Raw genomic sequence first — 21654 nt, 5'->3', positions numbered from 1 at the left:
TTGGTGCAGACAAGTACAGTTGCCTCAATTTCGACCAGTACACCGTCTATTAACAGTTAACTGGTCCCTCACAATACAGGTGAACTGTATCTACAGGGACTGGCCAAACGAGAGGATCATTGGCATCAGTTAAACCACTACCTAATCCCGCCATAAGCGGAAGGATGTCAACCATGGAACGTACACTCAGTTCCGAACTGTTCTTCGAAGACACTGCTGCAAAATCCCAGGCTTCCATGCCTCTGCGCGTTATTGCCAACCTGATGTTGTGGCAGCGCCGCATCTCCAGCCGCCATCAACTGGCTCGTCTGGATTCGCGTCTGCTGGCTGATGCCGGGATTAGCGAAGCACAACGCTACGAAGAGCTGAGCAAGCCGTTCTGGCGCTAACTTAGCGTCGCTGGCCCTGACCCACCGGGTCCACTGCCAGCATCCAAATTGAAAAAACAGAGCCCGTCGTGGGAAACCACGACGGGCTTTGTCGTTTTCGGCATCAGGCGGCGGCTATACAGAAGAGATAACGGAGAATAGGTACAGTTTAAGCATTTCATCTATTGAACCGGTACAATTTGACATCGGTGTATCTGTTGCTCCGGTACCAGCGGCATCAACATGTACGTCCTGACTCACCAACTAAAGGACTGCGTCATGGATGACTTACTGAATGTCCGCACCCCTTCCCTACAAACCAAACTGCGATTCAGCAGACTCAAAGGTGTGTTGACGGCATTCGCTGATAGCCTTGAGCGAGCTCGAACCCGGCGTTTGTTGGGCCAAATGAATGAACATCAACTCTCGGACTTGGGCATTAGCCACGCCGATCGCCTGAATGAATTGGACAAACCGTTCTGGCGTTGACGCCCTGCACTGAAAGACAGGACTATTCGAAGTGATAAAAGCAGGCTTAATATCCAACCCGAACGTGGCGAGCGCTGCATGACAAGCGTCTGATCCAACAGCGGCTTCATCACCTCACTTTCGGTTATCCAAAGGAGTTACACCATGTCCCGTCTTCGTCTGCTCAGCGCCGCAGCCCTGCTTGTCGTGGCTGCAAATTCCCACGCCACCAGCTTTATCGTGACCACGGATGCAGTGGTTGGCGCGCTGAAGTCCAGCTCCGATGCAACCTCGGATGTCACTTCTTCCTTTCGCGATAACAAAATTGTTCGCGCCGCCCGTGACGACGCCGCCAGCTATGTGGCCAGCGAAGGCGCCATTCGTGGTGTGAAACTGGAAAGCGCATTTGACTACATTCGCCGCCAGGTTCCTCAACTGAACGCAACCGATGCCCAACTGGCCCAGGCTATTCTGGCAATCTAAATCCCACGCTCCATGAGATACGCCGGTCGTGTCCCAATGTTTCGACGCTGGCTCTACGCCGGGCGTTGAGCTAGCCTTGGGACTCGCTTTCGGCAATCGAGTCTCATGCGTTTTATTCCAAAGCTTGTTTACTTTTCGATCATTCTCCCGGCCTTTTGGTCGGGCTCAACGCTTGCCTACGACGCCTTCAATCTTTCCACGCAAGGCATTGTCGCCACGGGTTACGCCACCAGCATGGTGACCACTGCCCCCTTCGACCGTAAGCTGCTACTGGCTGCGCACGATGACGCCGCAGCATTCATTGCCAGCGACGGCCAGCTACGCGGAGCGCGGCTGGAGTCGGCGCTGATTTACTTGCGCCAAACCCAACCAAAACTTCATGCAAGCGACCTTGAACTGGCGCAGGCAATTCTCGTCCAATAGTTATCCTTGTTCTTGCGGAGCTGTTCCATGCGTACCCCCCTGATCGCCGCCACTCTTGGCCTGCTGCTGTTGGCCGACATAGCTCATGCGCAAACCCTGGTTGCCACCAGCAACATCCTCATCAATGCCACCCGGCGCACGCTCGATTTCACGTCTGACACCACGACGTCCATCCGCGACTCCAAGATCGTCCGTGAAGCCCACGACGATGCAGCCAGCTTCGTTGCCAGCAACGGCGACATACGCGGCGCTCACCTGGAAGCGGCCTTCAATACCTTGCGCATCCGCGTACCCGAAGCCCGCGACGCCAGTGATCAGGTTCTCGCAGAAGCCATTCTCGCACTGTGAAGTTTCCCGTAGCCTGGCTGCTGGCCGGGGTAATGCTACTGCTTTGCAACACGGCTCAGGCGAGCCTGCAATTACGGCTCAAGACTGAAGGCCTGAGCCCTGAACAACAGCAGGCCAGTCAAACGTTGCTTGATGAAGCCATGCAGGCCTTGCCGCCACGCTTCATTGAGCAACTGGACCGGCGCATTGATGTCGGCTGGACCGATGACATGCCGAGCAATGCTTTCGGTCAGGCGTCGCTGGTCTCTGAACTCGACCTGAACCGCAACCTGCTCGCCAGCCTCACCGACGGCAGTGCCGCGACAAAGAAGACCTATCGCCCCCACGGCACTGTCCGCCGCGAAATGCTCGCGACGGTACTGCATGAACTCACCCACATTTACGATCGCTCACGCCTGTGGCCCGACGCGGAGCGCAAGCTGATCCAGCGTTGCACCCGACGTAATGACAGCTCAGGCCTGATTGGCCTGCCCGATGAATGCCGAGGCCAGTCCGCACGGCGTTTTACCTTGAGCGATGATCCTCGCCTGCTGGATCTGGCCGGATGGCAGCAATACGTCGGTCGCCGTGGCGAGCGCGAACAGCACAACCGACAAATTGCCCGAAGCCCGGACATCTACGAGACGAGCAGTCCCAAGGAGTTCGTCGCGGTCAACATGGAGTATTTCCTCCTCGACCCGAGCTATGCCTGCCGTCGTCCCGCGCTGTATCGCTACTACAAAGAACATTTCGGTTGGGCGCCCGCCGCCAAAGACACTTGCGCCAAATCCTTCGCCTTCCTCAACGCCGGCAACGACTTCGCCAAACAACCGCTGGGACAGGTCGATCCGGAACGGGTGTATGCCGTCGACTATCTGCTAGCCGAAGCCAACCAGAACTGGGTCAGCCGCTGGGGCCACAGCATGTTGCGCCTGGTGATCTGTGCGCCGGGGCGGCCAAGGGGACCGGACTGTCGCCTGGATCTGGACCAGCATCTGGTCTTGTCCTACCGCGCCTTTGTCGGTGACGTGCAGCTTTCCAGTTGGGATGGACTAGTCGGCAAATACCCGTCGCGCCTGTTCGTCCTGCCGCTGTCCCAAGTGATCGACGAATACACCAAGACCGAGTTGCGCAGCCTGGCGTCGGTACCCCTGAACCTGTCCCGCCGAGAGATCGAAGACGTGGTGGAACACGCCGCCGAGATGCACTGGAGTTACGACGGCAACTATTTTTTCCTGTCCAACAACTGCGCGGTGGAAGGCCTGAAGTTACTGCGCAGCGGCACCAACAATGCGCAACTGGTCGGGCTCGACAGCATCATGCCCAACGGTTTGCTTGAAGTGCTCAAGGGCCGGGGGCTGGCGGATACCAGTGTGCTGGATGATCCGCGAGAAGCCCTTCGCCTGGGCTATCGCTTCGACTCCTTCCGCGATCGCTACCAGGCGATGTTCGACGTGCTGAAAAAGCATTTGCCGATCAAGCAGGAAAAGGTCGAGGACTGGCTGGCTTTAAAAGCCGTCGACCGCCGGCAATGGTTCGAACAGGCTGACTTGCGCACCAGTGCGGCATTGTTGTTGCTGGAGCAGGCAAGCTTCCGCCAGCAATTGGTGTTGGCCCAGGACGAAGTGAAACAGCGCTATCTGGGTGCCAGAGAGTTGAAGAACGGCGGAATGGACAAGGCCAATGCAACCTTGCAGCAGATTCTTGCCAATAGCGGCTTCCTCAGCCGTCCGGCAGAGCTACTGGGTAGCGGCGGATATGGTTTGCCTCAGCCCAGTGAATGGCAGCGACTGGAGTCGGAAAGCAGTCTGCGCCAGAAGCAGCTTCAGTTGCTCACCGGTGATCTGGACAAGGAAGTCCGGGCGCTGCTCGATCCGAGTCGTGCCGCTGAGATGGCCGCCAATGAAGCCAACCTGAAACAGATTGGCGAACATTTGCGCAAGTTGCACAAAGCGGCGGGCGGATTGGAATTGCCATAAAAAAGAAGGCTTCGTGGATGATCCACGAAGCCTTTTTGTTACCTGCAGGTTAAATCAAAGCACGCCTTCCAGAATCTCGTAGACGATCCCGGTGCTCACGGCGATCAACACGATGTCGCCGCCCGCACGGCGCCATTCGTAACCAGGGTAATACGGCAGTCGACCCAAGGCGCGGTTATCCAGGCGTTCGCCGTAATAGCCATGAGGCAACGGTCGACCACGAACCAGGTGAATACCTGGAGGTGGCGGCGCGCCCCTTACGAAATAGCCATGATTGTCGTGAATGGTCTGGCGCACCGGGCCGAAGTCTCGCGGTGGAGGGCCGCCGCGACGGTTGTCCTGCGGACCCCGGTGATCATTACCATGGTCATCGCCACGATTATCTCCACGGTTATCGTAATGGCCCTGCTGCTGGTCGCCGCGGTCGTGATCGTCACGCTGATCGGCGCTCGCATGCAACAGCGGGGTGGCACTGAGCATCAGCACACCCAGGCTGGCAATCAGACGTTTCGGCATTTTCATCAGGTCTTTCCTCACTGCGCATACAGCAAAAAGGGCTTCAGAACGGTGTCCTGAAGCCCTCGGTCTTGCTATTTAGTGTGTGCCGCGAGGCGCTAATTCCTCTGTATCAGGAACTTTACCTTCAGCTGACGCGGGCCTTACGCACGCCATCGGCCAATGCCGCGCAAAGACTCAACACTCCGTCCACGGCCTGTTCCGACGTCGAGGCATTGGCGATGTGATCGATCAGTGCCGAACCCACCACAACACCATCCGCCAGGCGTGCGATGGCCGCCGCTTGTTCTGGAGTCCGAATGCCAAAACCGATGCTGATCGGCAGATCGGTGTGACGACGCAGGCGCGCCACCGCTTCTTCCACGTGCTCCAGCGTCGCCGCGCCCGCACCGGTCACACCGGCGACGGACACGTAGTAGACAAAGCCCGAGCTGCCATTGAGAACAGTCGGCAGGCGCACATCATCGGTCGTCGGTGTCGTCAGACGGATGAAGTCCAGGCCCGCGGCCTGAGCCGGATCGCACAGCTCGGCGTTATGCTCTGGCGGCAAGTCGACCACGATCAGGCCATCAACGCCGGCCGCTTTCGCGTCGGCAATGAAACGCGGCACGCCGTACATGTGAATCGGGTTGAAGTAACCCATCAGCACCAGCGGCGTGTCGCTATTGCCTTCACGGAACTCGCGAACCATTTGCAGGGTTTTCGCCAGGTTCTGCTTGGCGCCCAGCGCACGAATGTTCGCCAACTGGATCGCCGGGCCATCGGCCATCGGATCGGTGAAGGGCATGCCCAGCTCGATCACGTCGGCACCCGCACCGGGCAAGCCTTTGAGGATCGCCAGGGACGTGTCATAGCTCGGGTCGCCGGCGGTGACGAAGGTCACCAGAGCGGCACGATTTTGTTCCTTGTGTTCGGCAAAACGTGTTTGCAGGCGGCTCATCAGTGTTTCTCCTGCTGGGAGTGCTCTTGTTGAGAGTGTTCCATATGGTGCATCACGGTTTGCATGTCTTTGTCGCCACGACCGGACAGGTTGACCACCATCAGGTGATCCTTAGGCAAGGTCGGCGCGCGCTTGAACACTTCGGCCAAGGCGTGGGCGCTTTCCAGTGCAGGAATGATCCCTTCCAGGCGGCAGCATTTATGGAACGCATCAAGGGCTTCGTGATCGGTCACCGAGGTGTACTGGACGCGACCGATGTCATGCAACCAGGCGTGTTCAGGGCCGATGCCTGGATAGTCGAGGCCGGCAGAAATCGAATGGGCATCGATGATCTGGCCATCGTCGTCCTGCAGCAGGAAAGTACGGTTGCCATGCAACACGCCTGGCACGCCGCCGTTCAGGCTGGCGGCATGCTTGCCGGTTTCAATGCCGTGTCCAGCGGCTTCGACACCAATGATCTCGACGCTTTTGTCGTCCAGGAACGGGTGAAACAGGCCCATGGCGTTGGAACCGCCACCGATGCACGCCACCAGGCTGTCCGGCAGGCGGCCTTCCTGAGCTTGCAGTTGATCACGGGTTTCTTTGCCGATCACGGCCTGGAAATCACGGACCATGGCGGGATAAGGGTGCGGACCGGCAACGGTGCCGATCAGGTAGAACGTGTTGTCGACGTTGGTTACCCAGTCACGCAGGGCTTCGTTCATCGCGTCTTTGAGCGTACCGGTGCCGGCCACGACCGGAATCACTTCGGCACCCAGCAGTTTCATGCGGAACACGTTGGCCTGCTGACGTTCGATGTCAGTGGTGCCCATGTAGATCACGCACTCCAGGCCGAATCGAGCGGCCACGGTGGCAGTCGCCACACCGTGCATGCCGGCGCCGGTCTCGGCAATGATGCGTTTCTTGCCCATGCGCCGCGCCAGCAGGATCTGGCCGATGCAGTTATTGATCTTGTGTGCGCCGGTGTGATTGAGCTCTTCACGCTTCAGATAAATCTTCGCACCGCCGCAGAACTCGGTCAGACGCTCAGCGAAATACAGTGGGCTTGGACGTCCGACATAATCACGCTGGAAGTAGGCCAATTCTTCTTTGAATGCCGGATCTTCCTTCGCCAACTCGTATTCACGGGCCAGGTCGAGAACCAACGGCATCAGGGTTTCGGCAACGTAGCGGCCGCCGAACGAGCCAAACAGGCCGTTGGCATCGGGGCCGGTACGCAAATTAGTCTGGGTCATGGGTCGCTCCAGTTGGATTCGTGAGATGACAATGACGATCACTCTACCCCTGACGCCCAGGCCTGAAAACCGATAAGATCGCCACAACCTGTCAGGAAAACTCACAGATCCCATGAGCCACGACCTCCCCCCGCTGAACGCCCTTCGTGCTTTCGAAGCGACTGCCCGCTTGAACAGCGTCAGTCAGGCCGCCGAACAGCTGCACGTCACTCATGGTGCCGTCAGCCGGCAACTCAAGGTGCTTGAAGAACACTTGGGCGTCAGCCTGTTCATCAAGGATGGACGCGGCCTGAAACTCACAGATGCCGGCGTACGGTTGCGTGATGCCAGCAGCGAAGCCTTCGAGCGTTTACGCACGGTATGCGCCGAGCTGACCCAAAGCACCGCCGATGCGCCATTCGTCCTGGGTTGCTCGGGCAGCTTGTTGGCGCGCTGGTTTATTCCGCGCCTGGGACGACTGAATGCGGACCTGCCGGACCTGCGTCTGCACCTGTCGGCAGGGGAAGGCGATCTGGATCCGCGTCGGCCGGGGCTCGATGCCTTGTTGGTGTTTGCAGAGCCGCCATGGCCGGCAGACATGCAAGTCTATGAACTGGCCAGCGAACGGATCGGCCCTGTCATGAGCCCGCGCTTCGCAGGTTACGAAAAGCTGCAAGGTGCACCGGCCAGCGCGTTGCTAACCGAGCCGTTGCTGCACACCACGTCGCGCCCGCAGGCCTGGCCGAGCTGGGCACAGCAAAATGGCCTCGACGCCAAGGCGTTGAAGTACGGTCAGGGTTTTGAGCATTTATATTATTTGCTGGAAGCTGCAGTAGCGGGGTTGGGCGTGGCGATTGCGCCTGAGCCGCTGGTGGCCGAGGACTTGAAGGCCGGTCGCCTGGTTGCGCCGTGGGGTTTCAGTGAAACCCCGGCGCAACTGGCGTTGTGGCTACCCAAGCGCGCCGCGGACGGGCGCGCTCGGCAGTTGGCGCAATGGCTCAAGAATGAGCTGCGCCAACCAGATTAGTCACCGCGCTTGCACAGAAGGTACGCCGCGAGCAAACCGAGGGCACCGACAGCGACGCCAGCGGTAGTCCAAGGGTGTTCCTGGGCGTAGTCCCGAGTGGCAATCCCGGTTTCGCGGGTTTTGACTTTGACTTCCTCATACGCATCGCTCAGCAGATGGCGCGAATGCTTTAGCGCGTTCTCGGCGTTGCTTTTAAGCGCTTTGAGGGTTTTACGCGACTCGTCCGAGGCATCGTCTTTCAGGCTTTCCAACGATTTGAGCAGACTCTCGATCTCGGCTTCCATGCTTTGCAATGAGGCTTTACGTAAAGAGGTGTTGGCCATGGTGGCTCTCCTTCATTGATATGAGTTGCGTGTGTTGGTTGGGACTTCAAGGGTTCGAGAAAGTGCAGTAAATCTGAACTTATGCGTGACATCAGCCGACAGAAGTAAGACGAAAAATCACTGCTAGGCTGTATTTCACACCCTGAGGAGAACACCCATGACTGATCACCACACGTACAAAAAAGTCGAACTGGTTGGCTCATCCACGTCCAGTATCGAAGACGCGATCAACAATGCACTGGCCGAAGCCAGTAAAAGCATCAAATACCTGGAATGGTTCGAAGTCACCGAAACCCGCGGCCACATCAAGGACGGCAAAGCGGCACATTTCCAGGTGACTCTCAAAGTCGGCTTCCGGATTGCCAGCAGCTGACTTTGAGCTAGTCTTCTGAACTTGCGCGCTGGCCGAGCGCCATAGGGAAATGGCAAGCGCTAGATGAGTGCCTCTAGCCCATGGCTGGATGCTCCCTTTGACCCGACCAGGAATGCGATCGATGAAGAATCTTATTTTGGCGATAGGTTTATTGAGCCTTGCGGGGACAGCCTTCGCCGATGGCAAATCGTGTGAAGAGCTGAAAGCTGAAATCGCGGCGAAACTGGATGCCAAGGGCGTTTCCGGTTACTCACTGGAAATCGTCGATAAAGGCGCCGAAGCCGGCGGGAAAAAAGTAGGCACCTGTGAAAAGGGCGCCAAGGTCATCGTTTACAAGAAATAAGCAGGTCCTGCACCAATGAAAAAGCCGACGCAATGCGTCGGCTTTTTTGCGGGGCTTGTGAGCCTCAGCCCTTCATGACCTGCGCCAGCAACTCATAGGAATGCACGCGATCAGCGTGTTCGTACAGATCACAGGTGAAGATCAGCTCGTCAGCCTGGGTCTGCTCGACCAATACTTCCAGTTTGGCGCGGATTTTCTGTGGGCTACCCACCATCGCAAGGCCGAGGAAATCGCCGACGGCTTCTTTCTCATGGGGCAACCACAGGCCATCCATGGTCTTCACCGGCGGACGTTGCACCAGGCTCTGACCGCGCATCAACGCGAGAATACGTTGGTAGACCGATGTTGCCAGGTAATCCGCTTGCTCATCGGTGTCAGCTGCCACCAGCGGCACACCCAACATCACATAGGGTTTATCCAGCACGGCTGAAGGCTTGAAGTGATTGCGGTAGACGCGAATCGCTTCATGCATGAAGCGCGGTGCGAAATGGGAGGCGAACGCGTAGGGCAAACCGCGCTCACCGGCCAGTTGTGCGCTGAACAGGCTGGAGCCGAGCAGCCAGACCGGGACATTGGTCCCGGTGCCCGGCATGGCGATGATCCGCTGGTCCGGCGTACGTGGCCCGAGGTATCGCATCAGTTCGGCGACGTCCTCGGGGAACTCGTCAGCACTGCCAGAGCGTTCACGACGCAGCGCCCGCGCGGTCATTTGATCGGAACCGGGCGCACGGCCCAGGCCCAGATCGATCCGTCCCGGGTAGAGGCTCTCGAGGGTGCCGAATTGCTCGGCAATCACCAATGGCGCGTGGTTGGGCAGCATCACACCGCCGGAACCGACCCGAATGGTCGAGGTGCCGCCGGCCAGATAACCCAGCAATACCGAGGTAGCCGAACTGGCGATGCCGTCCATGTTGTGGTGTTCGGCAACCCAGAAGCGGTTGTAACCGAATTTCTCGACATGTTGCGCAAGGTCCAGCGAATTACGCAGCGACTGGGCCGCACTGCCATTCTCGCGCACGGGCACCAGATCGAGGGTCGAAAACTTGATATCGGACAGTCGTTTCATAAACCTGCTTCTCCAATTGAGGTCGCAGGTTTTTTCTCTCGAACGAAAACCTGCCAAATCCATAAGCGTGTTCCATGCAATGAGGGCATATACCCGAGTTTCAATAGCCAAGCCAAAAAAACCTACGAAAACGGTAGGAATAATCAGATCAGGTGAACTTTGCGCCACCGTCTATCCTCAGAACCCTAGCAACCGAAAACCACGAAGGTGCGACGTTCCGCACCGGATCTTGAGGAGGCAGACATGGCTATCACGAAGAAAGCATCGGCTCATTGGGAAGGTGACCTGAAAACCGGCATCGGCTCGATCTCCACTGAAACCGGCGTACTCAGAGAAGCGCCTTATGGTTTCAAGGCTCGTTTCGAAGGCGGTAAAGGCACCAATCCTGAGGAGCTTATCGGCGCAGCCCACGCAGGCTGTTTCTCCATGGCGTTTTCGATGATCCTCGGCGATGCTGGCCTCAAGGCTGAGAGCATCGACACCAATGCCGAAGTTACCCTGGATCAGGTCGAGGGCGGTTTTGCGATCACCGCAGTGAAGTTGATCCTCAAGGCGAAAATTCCTGGCGCCACCCAGGCGCAGTTCGAGGAGTTGAGCAATAAAGCCAAAGAAGGCTGCCCGGTGTCCAAAGTGCTGAATGCGAAAATCAGTCTGGATGCAACGCTGGTTAGCTGATAACCAGATACAAGCGTCTACACGAACAGGCTCGCTCCCCACATTTGGAATGCATTCAATATGTGGGGAGCGAGCCTGTTCGCGATGCGAGTTTATAAACGACACCCTCCCAACGGCTCAACATGTGAGCGAAGTCAGAACTCGCTTTGCAAAACTGTGGTCGAATAAATGACAGCAGCTGAAACGCAGGTCCCTGCGCGCTGCCTCAATGGAGCCTCACCATGAAACGTTTTGCCTTGGCGATTATGTGTTGTGCACTGGCCACATCGGCTCTGGCGGCAACGAAATCCTGTGAAGAACTCAAGGCCGAGATCGAAGCCAAGATCCAGGCGAAAAACGTCTCGTCCTATACCCTGGAAATCGTCACCAACGATGAAGTGCACGATCAGAACATGGTTGTCGGTACGTGCGACGGCGGCACCAAGAAAATCATCTACCAGAAGAACGACCGCTGATCCGCCTCACATGAGGCAATAGGACTCTCGATCTTCGGCGACGATTTCCCGCTTGGCGTTATACAACCTGGCACCGGGGGTAAACGCTAATGACTGACCTACCAGCACGTAACGCTGGCCGGCTTCGAAATGATCGTATTGGATGGTCAGGTAGCAAAGCCGCTCCGTAGGGCCGTCCATAAAACTCGGGCCGCCCCCTCCGGGCACTTCGAAGTCGAATCGAACAATCAGCTCATGGCTGCCGGGCGTCACTTGAAAAAAACGCCCGTCAGGCATTCGCTGCTTATCCAGACGTTCGGCCATGAGCAATTTGTCGTTGGGGAACGGTGTAGAAAAGTCCACCCAGGCCATTTGCGGGTTAACCGCCGGCAACGGGCTCTGACAGCCGGCAACGACGCCGGCAGCGAGCAACAACATCAACCTGCGCATGATGAATGTCCCACTGATTGGTGATTCAGCATACCGCCGATCAGCTGCGTTGGCAGCCTGCCGGTGTGCCCTGACCAATCACTTTTCGCTGCTGATCATAAAGTTTCGCCCACGGCCGAAAACCGATATTCCCCGCTTGCAACTGATACCGCTCGCCGGCGTTGAAGTCGTTGAATTTCACATTCAGCTGGCAGTCGCGCCACAGCGGCTTGGCATCAGGACCGATATTGCTGGGCTGGACCGCAAACTGGTAACGCACCGTCAACTCATGGCTTCCCGGCTGAACCTCGAAGTAGCGTTTGTCGGGTGAAGCCTTTCTATCGACTTTCAGCGCTTGCAGTGTGGTGTCTTCCTGCCGCGAATCCAGGTCGATCCATGCTTGAGACGGATCATGGCGAGGGAATCCGAATCCAGCACAGCCGGTCAGCATCAATAAGCTTCCCGTCAGCATCAATTTGCGCATAGCGGAGCTCCAGTCAGGCGGGATAGTCTTGCGGGCAGACTCTCCATGGATGATTTTTATTTTGATCAGGCCGCTTCCAAGCCTTGGGTTACTTGATCGCGTTTTTCGGATTTTGTTTCCGGGTGTACTGCTTTTACTGCTCAGCGGCTGCGCCAGCGTCAGCTATTACAGCCAACTGGCCAGCGGTCAGCTGCAATTGCTGCGAGCCAGGGAGCCGGTTTCCAGCGTCATCGCCGATCCGCAGCGCAGCGAGCAATTACGTGCACATCTGGCGCAATCACAAAAGGCCCGCACCTTTGCCAGCCAACAGCTGCACCTTCCGGATAATCAGAGCTACCGACTGTATGCCGACATCGGCCGACCGTTTGTGGTCTGGAACGTCTTCACCACGCCGGAATTTTCCCTGACACCACAGACCCATTGCTTCCCCATTGCCGGCTGCGTCGCCTACCGCGGTTATTACAACCAGAGTGCCGCCCGTGGCGAGGCTGCGATGCAACGCCTGAAAGGTATGGATGTGTCGATTGGCGGCGTCGAGGCCTATTCGACGCTTGGCTGGTTCAATGATCCGATTATCAGTTCGATGATGGGTTGGGGCGACGAGCGGTTAGCGACGTTGATCTTTCACGAACTCGCCCATCAGCGCTTCTATGTGAAGAACGACACTGAGTTCAACGAGTCTTTTGCCACCTTTGTCGAGCAGGAAGGCACTCGCCAATGGCGTGCATTACGCGGCCTGCCTCCGGACGATGGCGTGCAGTCACAACACCGGGATCAGTTCATCCAGTTGGTTCTGGACACTCGCAAACGACTTGAAAAGCTGTACGCCCTGCCGTTACCCGCAGACCAGATGCGCCAACGCAAAGCGGCGGAGTTCGAACGACTGCGCCAGGAATATCGACAGCTGCGCGACAGCCGATGGGCCGGGGACAAACGCTACGACGCGTGGATCAATGCACCGATGAATAATGCGCGGTTGTTGCCGTTCGGGCTGTATGACCAATGGGTGCCGGCGTTTGCGACGTTGTTTAAGCAGGTTGGTGGAGACTGGGTGAAGTTTTATGCGGCGGTCGAGAAGCTGGGCGCGTTGCCGATGGGTGAACGCAAGGCGGCGTTGAAGGCTTTGGCTGGTTCATAAAATTTCGGCGGCTTATAGGGCCTCATCGCGAGCAGGCTCGCTCCCACAGGATCCGTGTGGACGCGCGGCTGCTCGCGATGGCGATAAACTAGCGCTGCAAGAACGCCTGATGCATCTCTTCCAGCGTTTCGAAGTGATACGCGGGCGCTTCAGCGTTCAACTCTTCCCGACTGCCAAAGCCATAACCCACCGCCGCCGCATCCAGTCCATTACTGCGAGCACCGATCAGGTCGTGTTTGCGATCGCCAATCATCAGCGTGCTGGCCGGATCCAGGCCTTCTTCGGCCATCAGGTGGGCTATCAACTCGACCTTGTTGGTCCGGGTGCCATCCAGTTCGCTGCCGTAAATCACTTTGAAGTGCTTGGCGAAATCGAAGTGCCGGGCGATTTCCCGGGCGAATACCCACGGTTTGGACGTCGCGATGTACAGCTGGCGCCCTTGCCCGCTCAAGGTTTCCAACAACGGCGTAACGCCGTCGAATACGCGGTTCTCATACAAACCGGTCACCTTGAAGCGTTCGCGGTAGAAATTCACGGCTTCCCAGGCTTTGGCCTCGTCGAACGCGTAAAACTGCATGAACGCCTGCAACAACGGCGGGCCGATGAAGTGTTCGAGCTTGGTCAAGTCAGGCTCATCGATGCCCAGTTTGCTCAGGGCGAACTGGATCGAGCGCGTAATGCCCTCACGCGGATCGGTCAGGGTGCCATCGAGGTCGAACAGTACGGTTTGGTAATGCATGAAAATTCCTGGGCAAGTGCGAAACGCTTTCCGTTAGTCGAGGCTCAGAGCTGGTCGTAGCCTTCGGCCATGTGCAAATCCTTGAGCTTCACGTAATTCGCCGCACTGTAGGTAAAAAAGGCTTTTTCCTTGTCCGTCAGCGCGCGGATCTGTTTCACCGGACTCCCCACATAAAGGAAGCCGCTTTCCAGGCGTTTGCCCGGTGGCACCAGGCTCCCGGCGCCGACGATCACATCGTCCTCGATCACGGCACCGTCCATGACGATGCTGCCCATGCCGATCAGAATCCGGTTACCGACGCTGCAGCCATGCAGCATGACTTTATGGGCAATGGTCACGTCGTCTCCAATCAGGCAGGCGAAGCCATCGGGGTTGAACGGCCCGGCGTGAGTGATGTGCAACACGCAGCCATCCTGAACACTGGTGCGCGCGCCGATACGGATGCGGTGCATGTCGCCACGGATGACCGTCAGCGGCCAGACAGAGCTGTCTTCGCCGATTTCGACGTCGCCGATCACCACTGCCGAACCGTCGACAAAAGCGCCTTTGCCCAGTAGCGGCGTATGGTTCTGATACTTGCGAAGGGTCACGATAGGGTTTCTCTCTGTTGCCGATAGCTGCGGTGAGCGTCGATTGTAATTAAGATGGCCGCATGTTTCTTCCAGCCAAGGTGCCAACCGTGAGCGTGAACAACCCTCTTTTGCAGTCCTACGACCTGCCGCCGTTCTCGGCGATCCGTGCCGAACACGTGCAACCGGCCATTGACCAGATCCTCGCTGACAACCGCGCCGCCATTATCGAGATCCTCAAAACCCAGCGCAAACAGCCTACCTGGGCCGGTCTGGTGCTGGCGATGGACGAACTCAATGATCGCCTGGGCGCCGCCTGGAGCCCGGTCAGCCACCTGAACGCCGTGTGCAACAGCGCTGAACTGCGCGAAGCCTACGAGTCGTGCCTGCCGGCGTTGAGCGCCTACTCCACCGAACTGGGCCAGAACCGCGAGCTGTTCGAGGCTTTCGAAGCCTTGGCCAACAGCCTTGAGGCTGCCGGTTTCGATGTGGCGCAGAAAACTATCCTGGAACACTCACTACGCGACTTCCGTTTGTCGGGTATCGACCTCCCGCCAGACGAGCAAAAACGCTACGCCGAAGTGCAGAGCAAACTGTCGGAGCTCGGCAGCCGCTTCTCCAACCAGTTGCTCGACGCCACTCAAGCCTGGACCAAACACGTTACCGACGAAGCCGCCCTCGCCGGCCTGACCGATTCGGCCAAGGCGCAAATGGCCGCAGCGGCCCAAGCCAAAGGCCTGGAAGGCTTCTTGATCACCCTGGAATTCCCGAGTTATTACGCGGTGATGACCTACGCCCACGACCGCGCCTTGCGCGAAGAAGTCTACGCCGCCTACTGCACCCGTGCGTCGGACCAGGGCCCGAATGCCGGCCAGAACGACAACGGCCCGGTCATGGAAGAAATCCTCGACCTGCGTCAGGAGCTGGCCAAGCTGCTGGGTTTCGCCAGCTTCTCGGAGCTGAGCCTGGCGACCAAAATGGCCGAATCCAGCGATCAGGTGCTGAGTTTCCTGCGCGATCTGGCCAAGCGCAGCAAACCGTTTGCCGTCCGCGACCTGGAACAACTCAAGGCTTACGCCGCCGAACAAGGTTGCCCGGACCTGCAAAGCTGGGACAGCGGTTTCTACGGTGAAAAACTGCGCGAACAACGCTACAGCGTTGCCCAGGAAGCACTGCGCGCTTACTTCCCGATCGACAAGGTACTGGGCGGCCTGTTTGCCATCGTCCAACGCCTGTACGGCATCGAGATTGCCGAGCTCAAGGGCTTCGACACCTGGCACCCGGATGTTCGTCTGTTCGAAATCAAGGAAAACGGCCAGCACGTCGGCCGCTTCTTCTTCGACCTCTACGCTCGCGCCAACAAGCGTGGCGGTGCATGGATGGACGGCGCACGCGACCGTCGCCGCACCATTAGCGGCGTATTGCAAAGCCCGGTGGCTAACCTGGTGTGCAACTTCACACCAGCGGACAGCGGCAAACCTGCGCTGCTGACCCACGACGAAGTCACCACCCTGTTCCACGAGTTCGGTCACGGCCTGCATCACCTGCTGACCCGCGTCGAACACGCTGGCGTGTCCGGCATCAACGGCGTGGCGTGGGATGCGGTCGAGTTGCCAAGCCAGTTCATGGAAAACTGGTGCTGGGAACCGGAAGGCCTGGCGCTGATTTCCGGTCACTACGAAACCGGCGAACCGCTGCCGCAGGACCTGCTGGAAAAAATGCTCGCGGCGAAAAACTTCCAGTCCGGCCTGATGATGGTTCGACAGCTGGAGTTTTCGCTGTTCGACTTTGAACTGCACGCTACCCACGGCGATGGCCGCAGCGTGGCGCAAGTGCTCGAAGGTGTGCGCGACGAGGTGTCGGTCATGCGTCCACCGGCCTATAACCGTTTCCCCAACAGCTTTGCGCACATCTTCGCTGGCGGTTACGCGGCGGGTTACTACAGCTACAAATGGGCTGAAGTGCTGTCGGCGGATGCCTTCTCGAAATTCGAAGAAGATGGCGTGCTGAATGCCGAGACCGGTCGCGCCTTTCGCGAAGCGATCCTCGCCCGCGGCGGTTCTCAGGAACCGATGGTGCTGTTCGTCGACTTCCGCGGACGTGCGCCGTCGATTGACGCACTCTTGCGCCACAGCGGCCTGACTGAGGTCGCAGCAGCATGAGCGAGGGTCCTGTGATCACGAAGAAGCGCTTTATCGCCGGGGCGGTCTGCCCGGCCTGCAGCGAGCCCGACAAATTGATGATGTGGAACGAAGACGAGGTCCCGCACCGCGAGTGCGTGGGCTGCGGTTATTCCGACACGTTGAATGAACAAGGTCTGTCCGTGCCCAAGGAATTGGGCACGCGGGTCAATACGTCGGCGCTGAAGGCACCGGATGCCAAGGTTCAGGCGGTGCAGTTTTTCCCGAACCCGAAGCTGAAGAAAAAGCCTGACGAGCAACACTGAGTCACCACCGTCCACACCTTAAGGGTGTGGACGGTGGCCTCATGATCCCTTCTAACTATTTATTCTCGACGTTCGCCGATTTGAACCAGTTCTTCATGGAGCACATGGCAAATGGGCTGGTACTGCAATCGCCATTGGCCAATGCGGTACGCAATTTGTCGGTATCCGCCTGCATCATGTAGCGAACACCGTCCTTGAAGTGGGTGCTGTCACCAAAACCGCCCTCGGTCATTTCGTTCAGAGCGTCTTCCTTGCTCCAACCCTGCACAACCACCCGATACATGGCCGCCATCAGGCCCGTGCGGTCGGAACCGTGTTTGCAATGCATCAACACCGGGCCTTTGGCCTCGGCATCCTGAATTGCGCGAAGGGCAGCGATGACCTGTGCATCATCCACGTGATTGGTGCGATAGGGCAGTTGGACCTGGTTGATGCCTGGTGTAGACAACCAGCGGGAGTCCGACTCAGGCAGGAAGTTGATGACGGTTCCAACCTTGAGCTTTTCCAGCAGCGGCACCACTCCACTGTCCGGCAATGCGCTGCGGTAGAGAGTCGGGGACATCTGGAAGAGGTTGTACTTCGCCTCCACCGGCTGCGCCCATTCCGCTGGTCGCGATGATGTGCTGTCGCCGGCCAAGGCCAGCGATACATTGAACAAGGCAACAAGCGACAGACACATAGCTGGGATAAAACGAGTAATGGGCATGCTCGGCGGCCGTAGGGAAGAAGGGAATAATGACGCTCAGCTTCAGCCTTGAGCGGTCAAAGCGCTGTGAGCCAACTGTCAAAGAATCGTGAATGCAGCAACTTTCGTCACAAAACCCGGTTTATTTCCGCTGAATCGGTTCATCGTGATACTTAGCCTGCTACCATTTGTTACCAAAGTTTGCAGATGCGCAGCGTTATTACGGCCGCCAAAGATCCGCATCCCTGCCAAAACACAAAGCCGTTCGACGAAACGGCTGAAAAAACCATCAATGCCTGATGAGGTGCCCCCCATGTCTGATCAAGATCGAGACAACCCGCGGCGTGAGTTTTTGCGCAAATCCCTGACCTTGATCCCGGTGGTCACCGTCGCCAGCACCGCGCTGGGCAGCTCCGTCCTGCTCGCCGCGCCAGAATCGGCGCCGGCCAACCCTGGCAGAACTCCGGTCAGCACCAGCACCTATGAACCCACCTACTTCACCGCCGAAGAATGGACATTCATCAAGGCTGCCGTTGCTCAATTGATCCCCAGTGATGCCCAAGGACCCGGCGCGCTGGAAGCCGGCGTGCCGGAATATATCGACCGCCAAATGAATACCCCTTACGCCGCCGGTGCCCTGTGGTTTATGCAAGGGCCATTCAACGCCGATGCCGCGCCAGAAATGGGTTGGCAGAGCAAACTGGTGCCCAAAGAGATCTATCGCCTGGGTATTGCTGCTACGGATGCTTGGTCGAAGGCGTTCAACGGGAAAATATTTGCCGAGCAAGACAGCGCTACCCGAGACAATTTGTTGAAACAACTCGAGGCCGGGAAGCCTGAGTTCGATAGCGTCCCATCGAAGATTTTCTTCAACCTGCTGCTGCAAAACACCAAGGAAGGGTTCTTCTGCGACCCGATCCACGGTGGCAATAAAGGCATGGTCGGCTGGACCATGATCGGCTTCCCCGGCGCCCGCGCCGATTTCATGGATTGGGTGGAACGCAATGAGCAATACCCCTTCCCGGCAGTTTCGATTCGCGGCGAGAGGGCATAAGCATGGCAACGGTAATGAAGAAGGTCGACGCAGTGATCGTCGGTTTTGGCTGGACTGGCGCGATCATGGCCAAAGAGCTGACAGAAGCAGGCCTGAACGTGTTGGCGCTGGAGCGCGGACCGATGCAGGACACCTACCCTGATGGCAACTATCCCCAGGTGATCGACGAACTCACCTACAGCGTGCGGAAAAAACTCTTTCAGGACATCTCCAAAGAGACCGTTACCATTCGCCATAGCGTGAATGACATTGCACTGCCGAACCGCCAACTCGGAGCGTTCCTGCCCGGCAATGGCGTGGGCGGCGCCGGCCTGCACTGGTCCGGCGTGCATTTTCGGGTCGATCCGATCGAGTTGCGGATGCGCAGCCACTACGAAGAACGTTACGGCAAAAGCTTCATCCCCAAGGACATGACCATCCAGGACTTCGGCGTCAGCTACGAAGAGCTGGAGCCGTTTTTCGATTACGCCGAGAAAGTCTTCGGCACCTCGGGTCAGGCCTGGACGGTCAATGGCCAGTTGGTTGGTGAAGGCAAGGGCGGCAACCCTTACGCGCCAGATCGCTCGAATCCCTTCCCGCTGGAATCCCAGAAAAACACGGTTTCCGCACAACTGTTCCAGAAAGCCGCCACAGCTGTAGGTTACAAACCCTACAACCTGCCGTCGGCCAATACGTCCGGCCCGTACACCAATCCCTACGGCGCCCAGATGGGCCCGTGCAACTTCTGCGGTTTTTGCAGTGGTTACGTTTGTTACATGTACTCCAAGGCTTCGCCGAACGTGAATATTCTTCCGGCCCTCAAGCCGCTGCCGAATTTCGAGTTGCGGGCCAATTCCCACGTGCTGCGGGTCAACCTCGACAGCACCAAGAGCAAAGCCACCGGCGTGACTTACATTGACGGCCAGGGCCGAGAGATCGAGCAACCTGCCGACCTGGTGATCCTCAGCGCGTTCCAGTTCCACAACGTGCGATTGATGCTGCTCTCCGGCATCGGCAAGCCTTACGACCCGATCAGCGGCGAAGGCGTGGTCGGCAAGAATTTCGCCTACCAGAACATGGCCACCATCAAGGCGTTCTTCGACAAGGACACCCACACCAATAACTTCATTGGTGCCGGCGGCAACGGTGTGGCGATTGATGACTTCAACGCCGACAACTTCGACCACGGCCCCCACGGCTTCGTCGGCGGCTCGCCGATGTGGGTCAACCAGGCCGGCAGCCGGCCGATTGCCGGGACGTCCAACCCACCAGGCACGCCGGCCTGGGGCAGTGCCTGGAAACGTGCCACCGCCGATTACTACACCCACCAAGTGTCGATGGACGCCCACGGCGCGCATCAGTCCTACCGTGGCAACTACCTGGATCTCGACCCTGTTTACCGCGATTCCTACGGTTTGCCACTGCTGCGGATGACCTTCGACTGGCAAGAAAACGACATCAAGATGAACCGTTTCATGGTCGAGAAACTGGGCAAGGTCGCCGAAGCGATGGGCCCCAAAGCCATCGCCGTGATCGGCAAACAGGTCGGTGATCACTTCAACACCGCGTCCTACCAGACCACCCACCTCAACGGTGGCGCGATCATGGGCACCAACCCGAAAACCAGTGCCTTGAACCGTTACCTGCAGAGCTGGGACGTGCACAACGTGTTCGTCCCTGGCGCGTCGGCATTCCCACAAGGCCTGGGCTACAACCCTACAGGTCTGGTCGCCGCATTAACCTACTGGTCGGCGCGGGCGATCCGCGAGCAGTACCTGAAAAACCCCGGCCCGCTGGTTCAGGCTTAAGGAGCGATGAGCATGAAAGCATTCGTTATCGCGACCTTGGCCCTACTTGGCAGTGGCTCGATCAGCGCCGCTGAAGTTGATCAAAACCTGATCAAACAAGGCGAATACCTCGCCCGTGCCGGCGACTGCGTGGCCTGTCACACCGCCAAGGACGGCAAGCCATTCGCCGGTGGCTTGCCGATGGAAACGCCGATAGGGACGATCTATTCAACCAACATCACGCCGGACAAAACCGGCCTGAGCGACTACAGCTTCGAGGACTTCGACAAAGCCGTGCGCCATGGCGTAGCCAAAAACGGTAGTACTTTGTACCCGGCGATGCCGTATCCGTCCTACGCCAGCGTCAACGCAACCGACATGCAAGCCTTGTACGCCTACTTCATGCACGGCGTGGCGCCGGTGGCCCAGGAGAACAAGGCCAGCGATATTCCCTGGCCATTGAGCATGCGCTGGCCGCTGATGGGGTGGCGCTGGCTGTTCGCCCCGGCCGTGGCTGACGACAAAGCGGCGCCTGGCGCAGATGCCGTGGTCAGTCGTGGGGCTTATTTGGTTGAAGGCCTGGGACATTGCGGCGCCTGCCATACGCCGCGTGCCCTGACCATGCAGGAAAAATCCTTGAATGCCGGGGAAGGTAGTACGTTTCTGTCAGGCAGTGCGCCACTGGAAGGCTGGATCGCGAAAAGTCTTCGCGGTGATCACAAGGATGGCCTTGGCAGTTGGAGCGAAGAGCAACTGGTGCAATTCCTCAAGACCGGGCGCAGTAATCGAAGTGCGGTGTTCGGTGGCATGAGCGATGTGGTCACCCACAGCATGCAGTACATGACCTACGCCGACCTGACCGCGATTGCCCGTTACCTCAAGTCCCTGCCGGCCAATGACCCCAACGACCAGCCGCACCAGTACGACAAACAAGTGGCCCAGGCGCTATGGAAAGGTGACGACAGCAAGCCCGGCGCCTCGGTATACATCGATAACTGCGCGGCCTGCCACCGTACCGACGGTCACGGATATACGCGGGTGTTCCCGGCGTTGGCGGGCAACCCGGTGTTGCAGTCGGACGATCCGACGTCGTTGATCCACATTGTGCTCAAGGGCGGGACCTTGCCGGCCACGCATACGGCACCGTCCACTTTCACCATGCCCGGGTTTGCCTGGCGGCTGTCGGATCAGGAAGTGGCGGATGTCGTGACCTTCATCCGCACAAGTTGGGGAAATAAAGGCACGACCGTAAAGTCTAGCGATGTAGCCAAACTGCGCAAGGATGATATGAAAACAACTTCCGGCGACGATCTTGGCCAACTCACCCAGCATAACTAAGCTGTCGTAATGAAGTGAACCTGCATGAGCGATCATGCAGGTTTAAT

27 protein-coding genes are annotated in these 21654 nt (G+C 58.1%); 17 read left to right on the top strand and 10 right to left on the bottom strand.

All coding sequences use genetic code 11. From position 1 onward, the window contains the following. Positions 1-236 precede the first annotated feature (236 nt). The 6 genes from K5K95_RS09485 to K5K95_RS09460 all read left to right on the top strand — a co-directional run bounded on the left by K5K95_RS09485 (position 237) and on the right by K5K95_RS09460 (position 4048). Positions 237-389, top strand: a complete 153-nt coding sequence (locus K5K95_RS09485; protein ID WP_370694728.1) for a DUF1127 domain-containing protein — start codon at positions 237-239, stop codon at positions 387-389. A 258-nt stretch (positions 390-647) separates the two neighbouring features. Continuing rightward, complete coding sequence (locus K5K95_RS09480) at positions 648-857, top strand: DUF1127 domain-containing protein (RefSeq protein ID WP_222589238.1); 210 nt, start codon at positions 648-650, stop codon at positions 855-857. A 144-nt stretch (positions 858-1001) separates the two neighbouring features. After that, positions 1002-1319 carry a DUF2388 domain-containing protein gene (locus K5K95_RS09475; RefSeq protein ID WP_222589237.1) on the top strand — a complete coding sequence of 106 codons (318 nt, stop codon included), beginning with the start codon at positions 1002-1004 and terminating at the stop codon, positions 1317-1319. 105 nt (positions 1320-1424) lie between these two features. Next, positions 1425-1742 (top strand): DUF2388 domain-containing protein, encoded by a 318-nt coding sequence (locus K5K95_RS09470; RefSeq protein WP_222589236.1) that lies wholly within the window; start codon positions 1425-1427, stop codon positions 1740-1742. 27 nt (positions 1743-1769) lie between these two features. Next, on the top strand, positions 1770-2090 hold the full coding sequence (locus tag K5K95_RS09465) for a DUF2388 domain-containing protein (protein ID WP_222589235.1): 321 nt from the start codon (positions 1770-1772) through the stop codon (positions 2088-2090). Positions 2091-2122: 32 nt separating this feature from the next. Next, entirely contained in the window at positions 2123-4048 is a 1926-nt protein-coding gene (locus K5K95_RS09460) for a DUF4105 domain-containing protein (protein ID WP_409999722.1), read from the top strand. Between the two features lie 54 nt (positions 4049-4102). On the opposite strand, the gene K5K95_RS09455 is transcribed toward K5K95_RS09460, so the two are convergent. From K5K95_RS09455 to trpB, 3 genes are all read right to left on the bottom strand, one after another. Next, positions 4103-4570 (bottom strand): anti-virulence regulator CigR family protein, encoded by a 468-nt coding sequence (locus K5K95_RS09455; RefSeq protein WP_222589233.1) that lies wholly within the window; start codon positions 4568-4570, stop codon positions 4103-4105. A 121-nt stretch (positions 4571-4691) separates the two neighbouring features. Beyond that, on the bottom strand, positions 4692-5504 hold the full coding sequence (gene trpA, locus K5K95_RS09450) for a tryptophan synthase subunit alpha (RefSeq protein WP_222589232.1): 813 nt from the start codon (positions 5502-5504) through the stop codon (positions 4692-4694). Then, positions 5504-6739, bottom strand: coding sequence for a tryptophan synthase subunit beta (gene trpB / locus K5K95_RS09445; RefSeq protein ID WP_208670641.1), 1236 nt, complete (start codon positions 6737-6739; stop codon positions 5504-5506). The genes trpA and trpB overlap by 1 nt, the downstream gene beginning before the upstream one ends. Positions 6740-6851: 112 nt before the next feature. Between trpB and K5K95_RS09440 the strand changes: the two genes are divergently transcribed. Then, entirely contained in the window at positions 6852-7745 is an 894-nt protein-coding gene (locus tag K5K95_RS09440; RefSeq protein ID WP_222589231.1) for a LysR family transcriptional regulator, read from the top strand. Here the strand turns inward: K5K95_RS09440 and K5K95_RS09435 are convergent. Beyond that, complete coding sequence (locus K5K95_RS09435; RefSeq protein WP_090177306.1) at positions 7742-8068, bottom strand: YqjD family protein; 327 nt, start codon at positions 8066-8068, stop codon at positions 7742-7744. The two genes, K5K95_RS09440 and K5K95_RS09435, sit on opposite strands and share 4 nt — an antisense overlap. Before the next feature lie 157 nt (positions 8069-8225). On the opposite strand from K5K95_RS09435, the gene K5K95_RS09430 reads away from it, so the two are divergent. Then, positions 8226-8441, top strand: a complete 216-nt coding sequence (locus K5K95_RS09430) for a dodecin (protein WP_222589230.1) — start codon at positions 8226-8228, stop codon at positions 8439-8441. Positions 8442-8562: 121 nt separating this feature from the next. Further along, complete coding sequence (locus tag K5K95_RS09425; RefSeq protein ID WP_222589229.1) at positions 8563-8784, top strand: DUF1161 domain-containing protein; 222 nt, start codon at positions 8563-8565, stop codon at positions 8782-8784. A gap of 64 nt (positions 8785-8848) precedes the next feature. Here K5K95_RS09425 and K5K95_RS09420 read toward each other — a convergent pair whose 3' ends face one another. Then, positions 8849-9850 carry an LLM class flavin-dependent oxidoreductase gene (locus K5K95_RS09420; RefSeq protein ID WP_222589228.1) on the bottom strand — a complete coding sequence of 334 codons (1002 nt, stop codon included), beginning with the start codon at positions 9848-9850 and terminating at the stop codon, positions 8849-8851. Positions 9851-10093: 243 nt separating this feature from the next. Here K5K95_RS09420 and K5K95_RS09415 point away from each other — a divergent pair, with 243 nt between their 5' ends. Both K5K95_RS09415 and K5K95_RS09410 read left to right on the top strand, forming a co-directional pair. Continuing rightward, positions 10094-10525, top strand: a complete 432-nt coding sequence (locus K5K95_RS09415) for an OsmC family protein (RefSeq protein ID WP_222589227.1) — start codon at positions 10094-10096, stop codon at positions 10523-10525. Between the two features lie 221 nt (positions 10526-10746). After that, complete coding sequence (locus tag K5K95_RS09410) at positions 10747-10980, top strand: DUF1161 domain-containing protein (protein ID WP_222589226.1); 234 nt, start codon at positions 10747-10749, stop codon at positions 10978-10980. A 6-nt stretch (positions 10981-10986) separates the two neighbouring features. On the opposite strand, the gene K5K95_RS09405 is transcribed toward K5K95_RS09410, so the two are convergent. Together K5K95_RS09405 and K5K95_RS09400 are read right to left on the bottom strand one after the other, a co-directional pair. After that, entirely contained in the window at positions 10987-11409 is a 423-nt protein-coding gene (locus K5K95_RS09405) for a hypothetical protein (RefSeq protein ID WP_222589225.1), read from the bottom strand. A gap of 40 nt (positions 11410-11449) precedes the next feature. After that, positions 11450-11872, bottom strand: coding sequence for a hypothetical protein (locus K5K95_RS09400; RefSeq protein ID WP_222589224.1), 423 nt, complete (start codon positions 11870-11872; stop codon positions 11450-11452). Between the two features lie 61 nt (positions 11873-11933). Between K5K95_RS09400 and K5K95_RS09395 the strand changes: the two genes are divergently transcribed. Further along, positions 11934-13010, top strand: a complete 1077-nt coding sequence (locus tag K5K95_RS09395; protein ID WP_222589223.1) for an aminopeptidase — start codon at positions 11934-11936, stop codon at positions 13008-13010. A gap of 88 nt (positions 13011-13098) precedes the next feature. Here the strand turns inward: K5K95_RS09395 and K5K95_RS09390 are convergent, their stop codons facing one another. Then, positions 13099-13749 carry an HAD family hydrolase gene (locus K5K95_RS09390; protein WP_222589222.1) on the bottom strand — a complete coding sequence of 217 codons (651 nt, stop codon included), beginning with the start codon at positions 13747-13749 and terminating at the stop codon, positions 13099-13101. Positions 13750-13793: 44 nt separating this feature from the next. After that, entirely contained in the window at positions 13794-14339 is a 546-nt protein-coding gene (locus K5K95_RS09385) for a gamma carbonic anhydrase family protein (RefSeq protein ID WP_222589221.1), read from the bottom strand. A gap of 89 nt (positions 14340-14428) precedes the next feature. On the opposite strand from K5K95_RS09385, the gene prlC reads away from it, so the two are divergent. Together prlC and K5K95_RS09375 are read left to right on the top strand one after the other, a co-directional pair. Then, a complete protein-coding gene (gene prlC / locus K5K95_RS09380; protein ID WP_261398142.1) occupies positions 14429-16480 on the top strand; it encodes an oligopeptidase A in 2052 nt (683 codons plus the stop codon). Continuing rightward, positions 16477-16764 carry a YheV family putative zinc ribbon protein gene (locus tag K5K95_RS09375; RefSeq protein ID WP_090177333.1) on the top strand — a complete coding sequence of 96 codons (288 nt, stop codon included), beginning with the start codon at positions 16477-16479 and terminating at the stop codon, positions 16762-16764. The genes prlC and K5K95_RS09375 overlap by 4 nt, the downstream gene beginning before the upstream one ends. Positions 16765-16819: 55 nt before the next feature. Here K5K95_RS09375 and K5K95_RS09370 read toward each other — a convergent pair whose 3' ends face one another. Continuing rightward, positions 16820-17470 (bottom strand): dual specificity protein phosphatase family protein, encoded by a 651-nt coding sequence (locus K5K95_RS09370; protein WP_222589219.1) that lies wholly within the window; start codon positions 17468-17470, stop codon positions 16820-16822. A gap of 292 nt (positions 17471-17762) precedes the next feature. Between K5K95_RS09370 and K5K95_RS09365 the strand changes: the two genes are divergently transcribed. Genes K5K95_RS09365 through K5K95_RS09355 form a run of 3 tightly spaced genes read left to right on the top strand, consistent with a single transcriptional unit; the run spans position 17763 to position 21607 of the window. Next, positions 17763-18503: a gluconate 2-dehydrogenase subunit 3 family protein gene (locus tag K5K95_RS09365; protein WP_222589218.1), complete on the top strand. Its 741-nt coding sequence runs from the start codon at positions 17763-17765 to the stop codon at positions 18501-18503. 2 nt (positions 18504-18505) lie between these two features. After that, positions 18506-20290 carry a GMC family oxidoreductase gene (locus K5K95_RS09360; protein ID WP_222589217.1) on the top strand — a complete coding sequence of 595 codons (1785 nt, stop codon included), beginning with the start codon at positions 18506-18508 and terminating at the stop codon, positions 20288-20290. Between the two features lie 12 nt (positions 20291-20302). Next, positions 20303-21607: a c-type cytochrome gene (locus K5K95_RS09355; RefSeq protein ID WP_222589216.1), complete on the top strand. Its 1305-nt coding sequence runs from the start codon at positions 20303-20305 to the stop codon at positions 21605-21607. Positions 21608-21654 lie beyond the last annotated feature (47 nt).

It is taken from the genome of Pseudomonas sp. DR48 (assembly GCF_019823085.1).
Classification (GTDB): domain Bacteria; phylum Pseudomonadota; class Gammaproteobacteria; order Pseudomonadales; family Pseudomonadaceae; genus Aquipseudomonas.
This window is presented reverse-complemented; position numbering and strand designations above follow the sequence as displayed.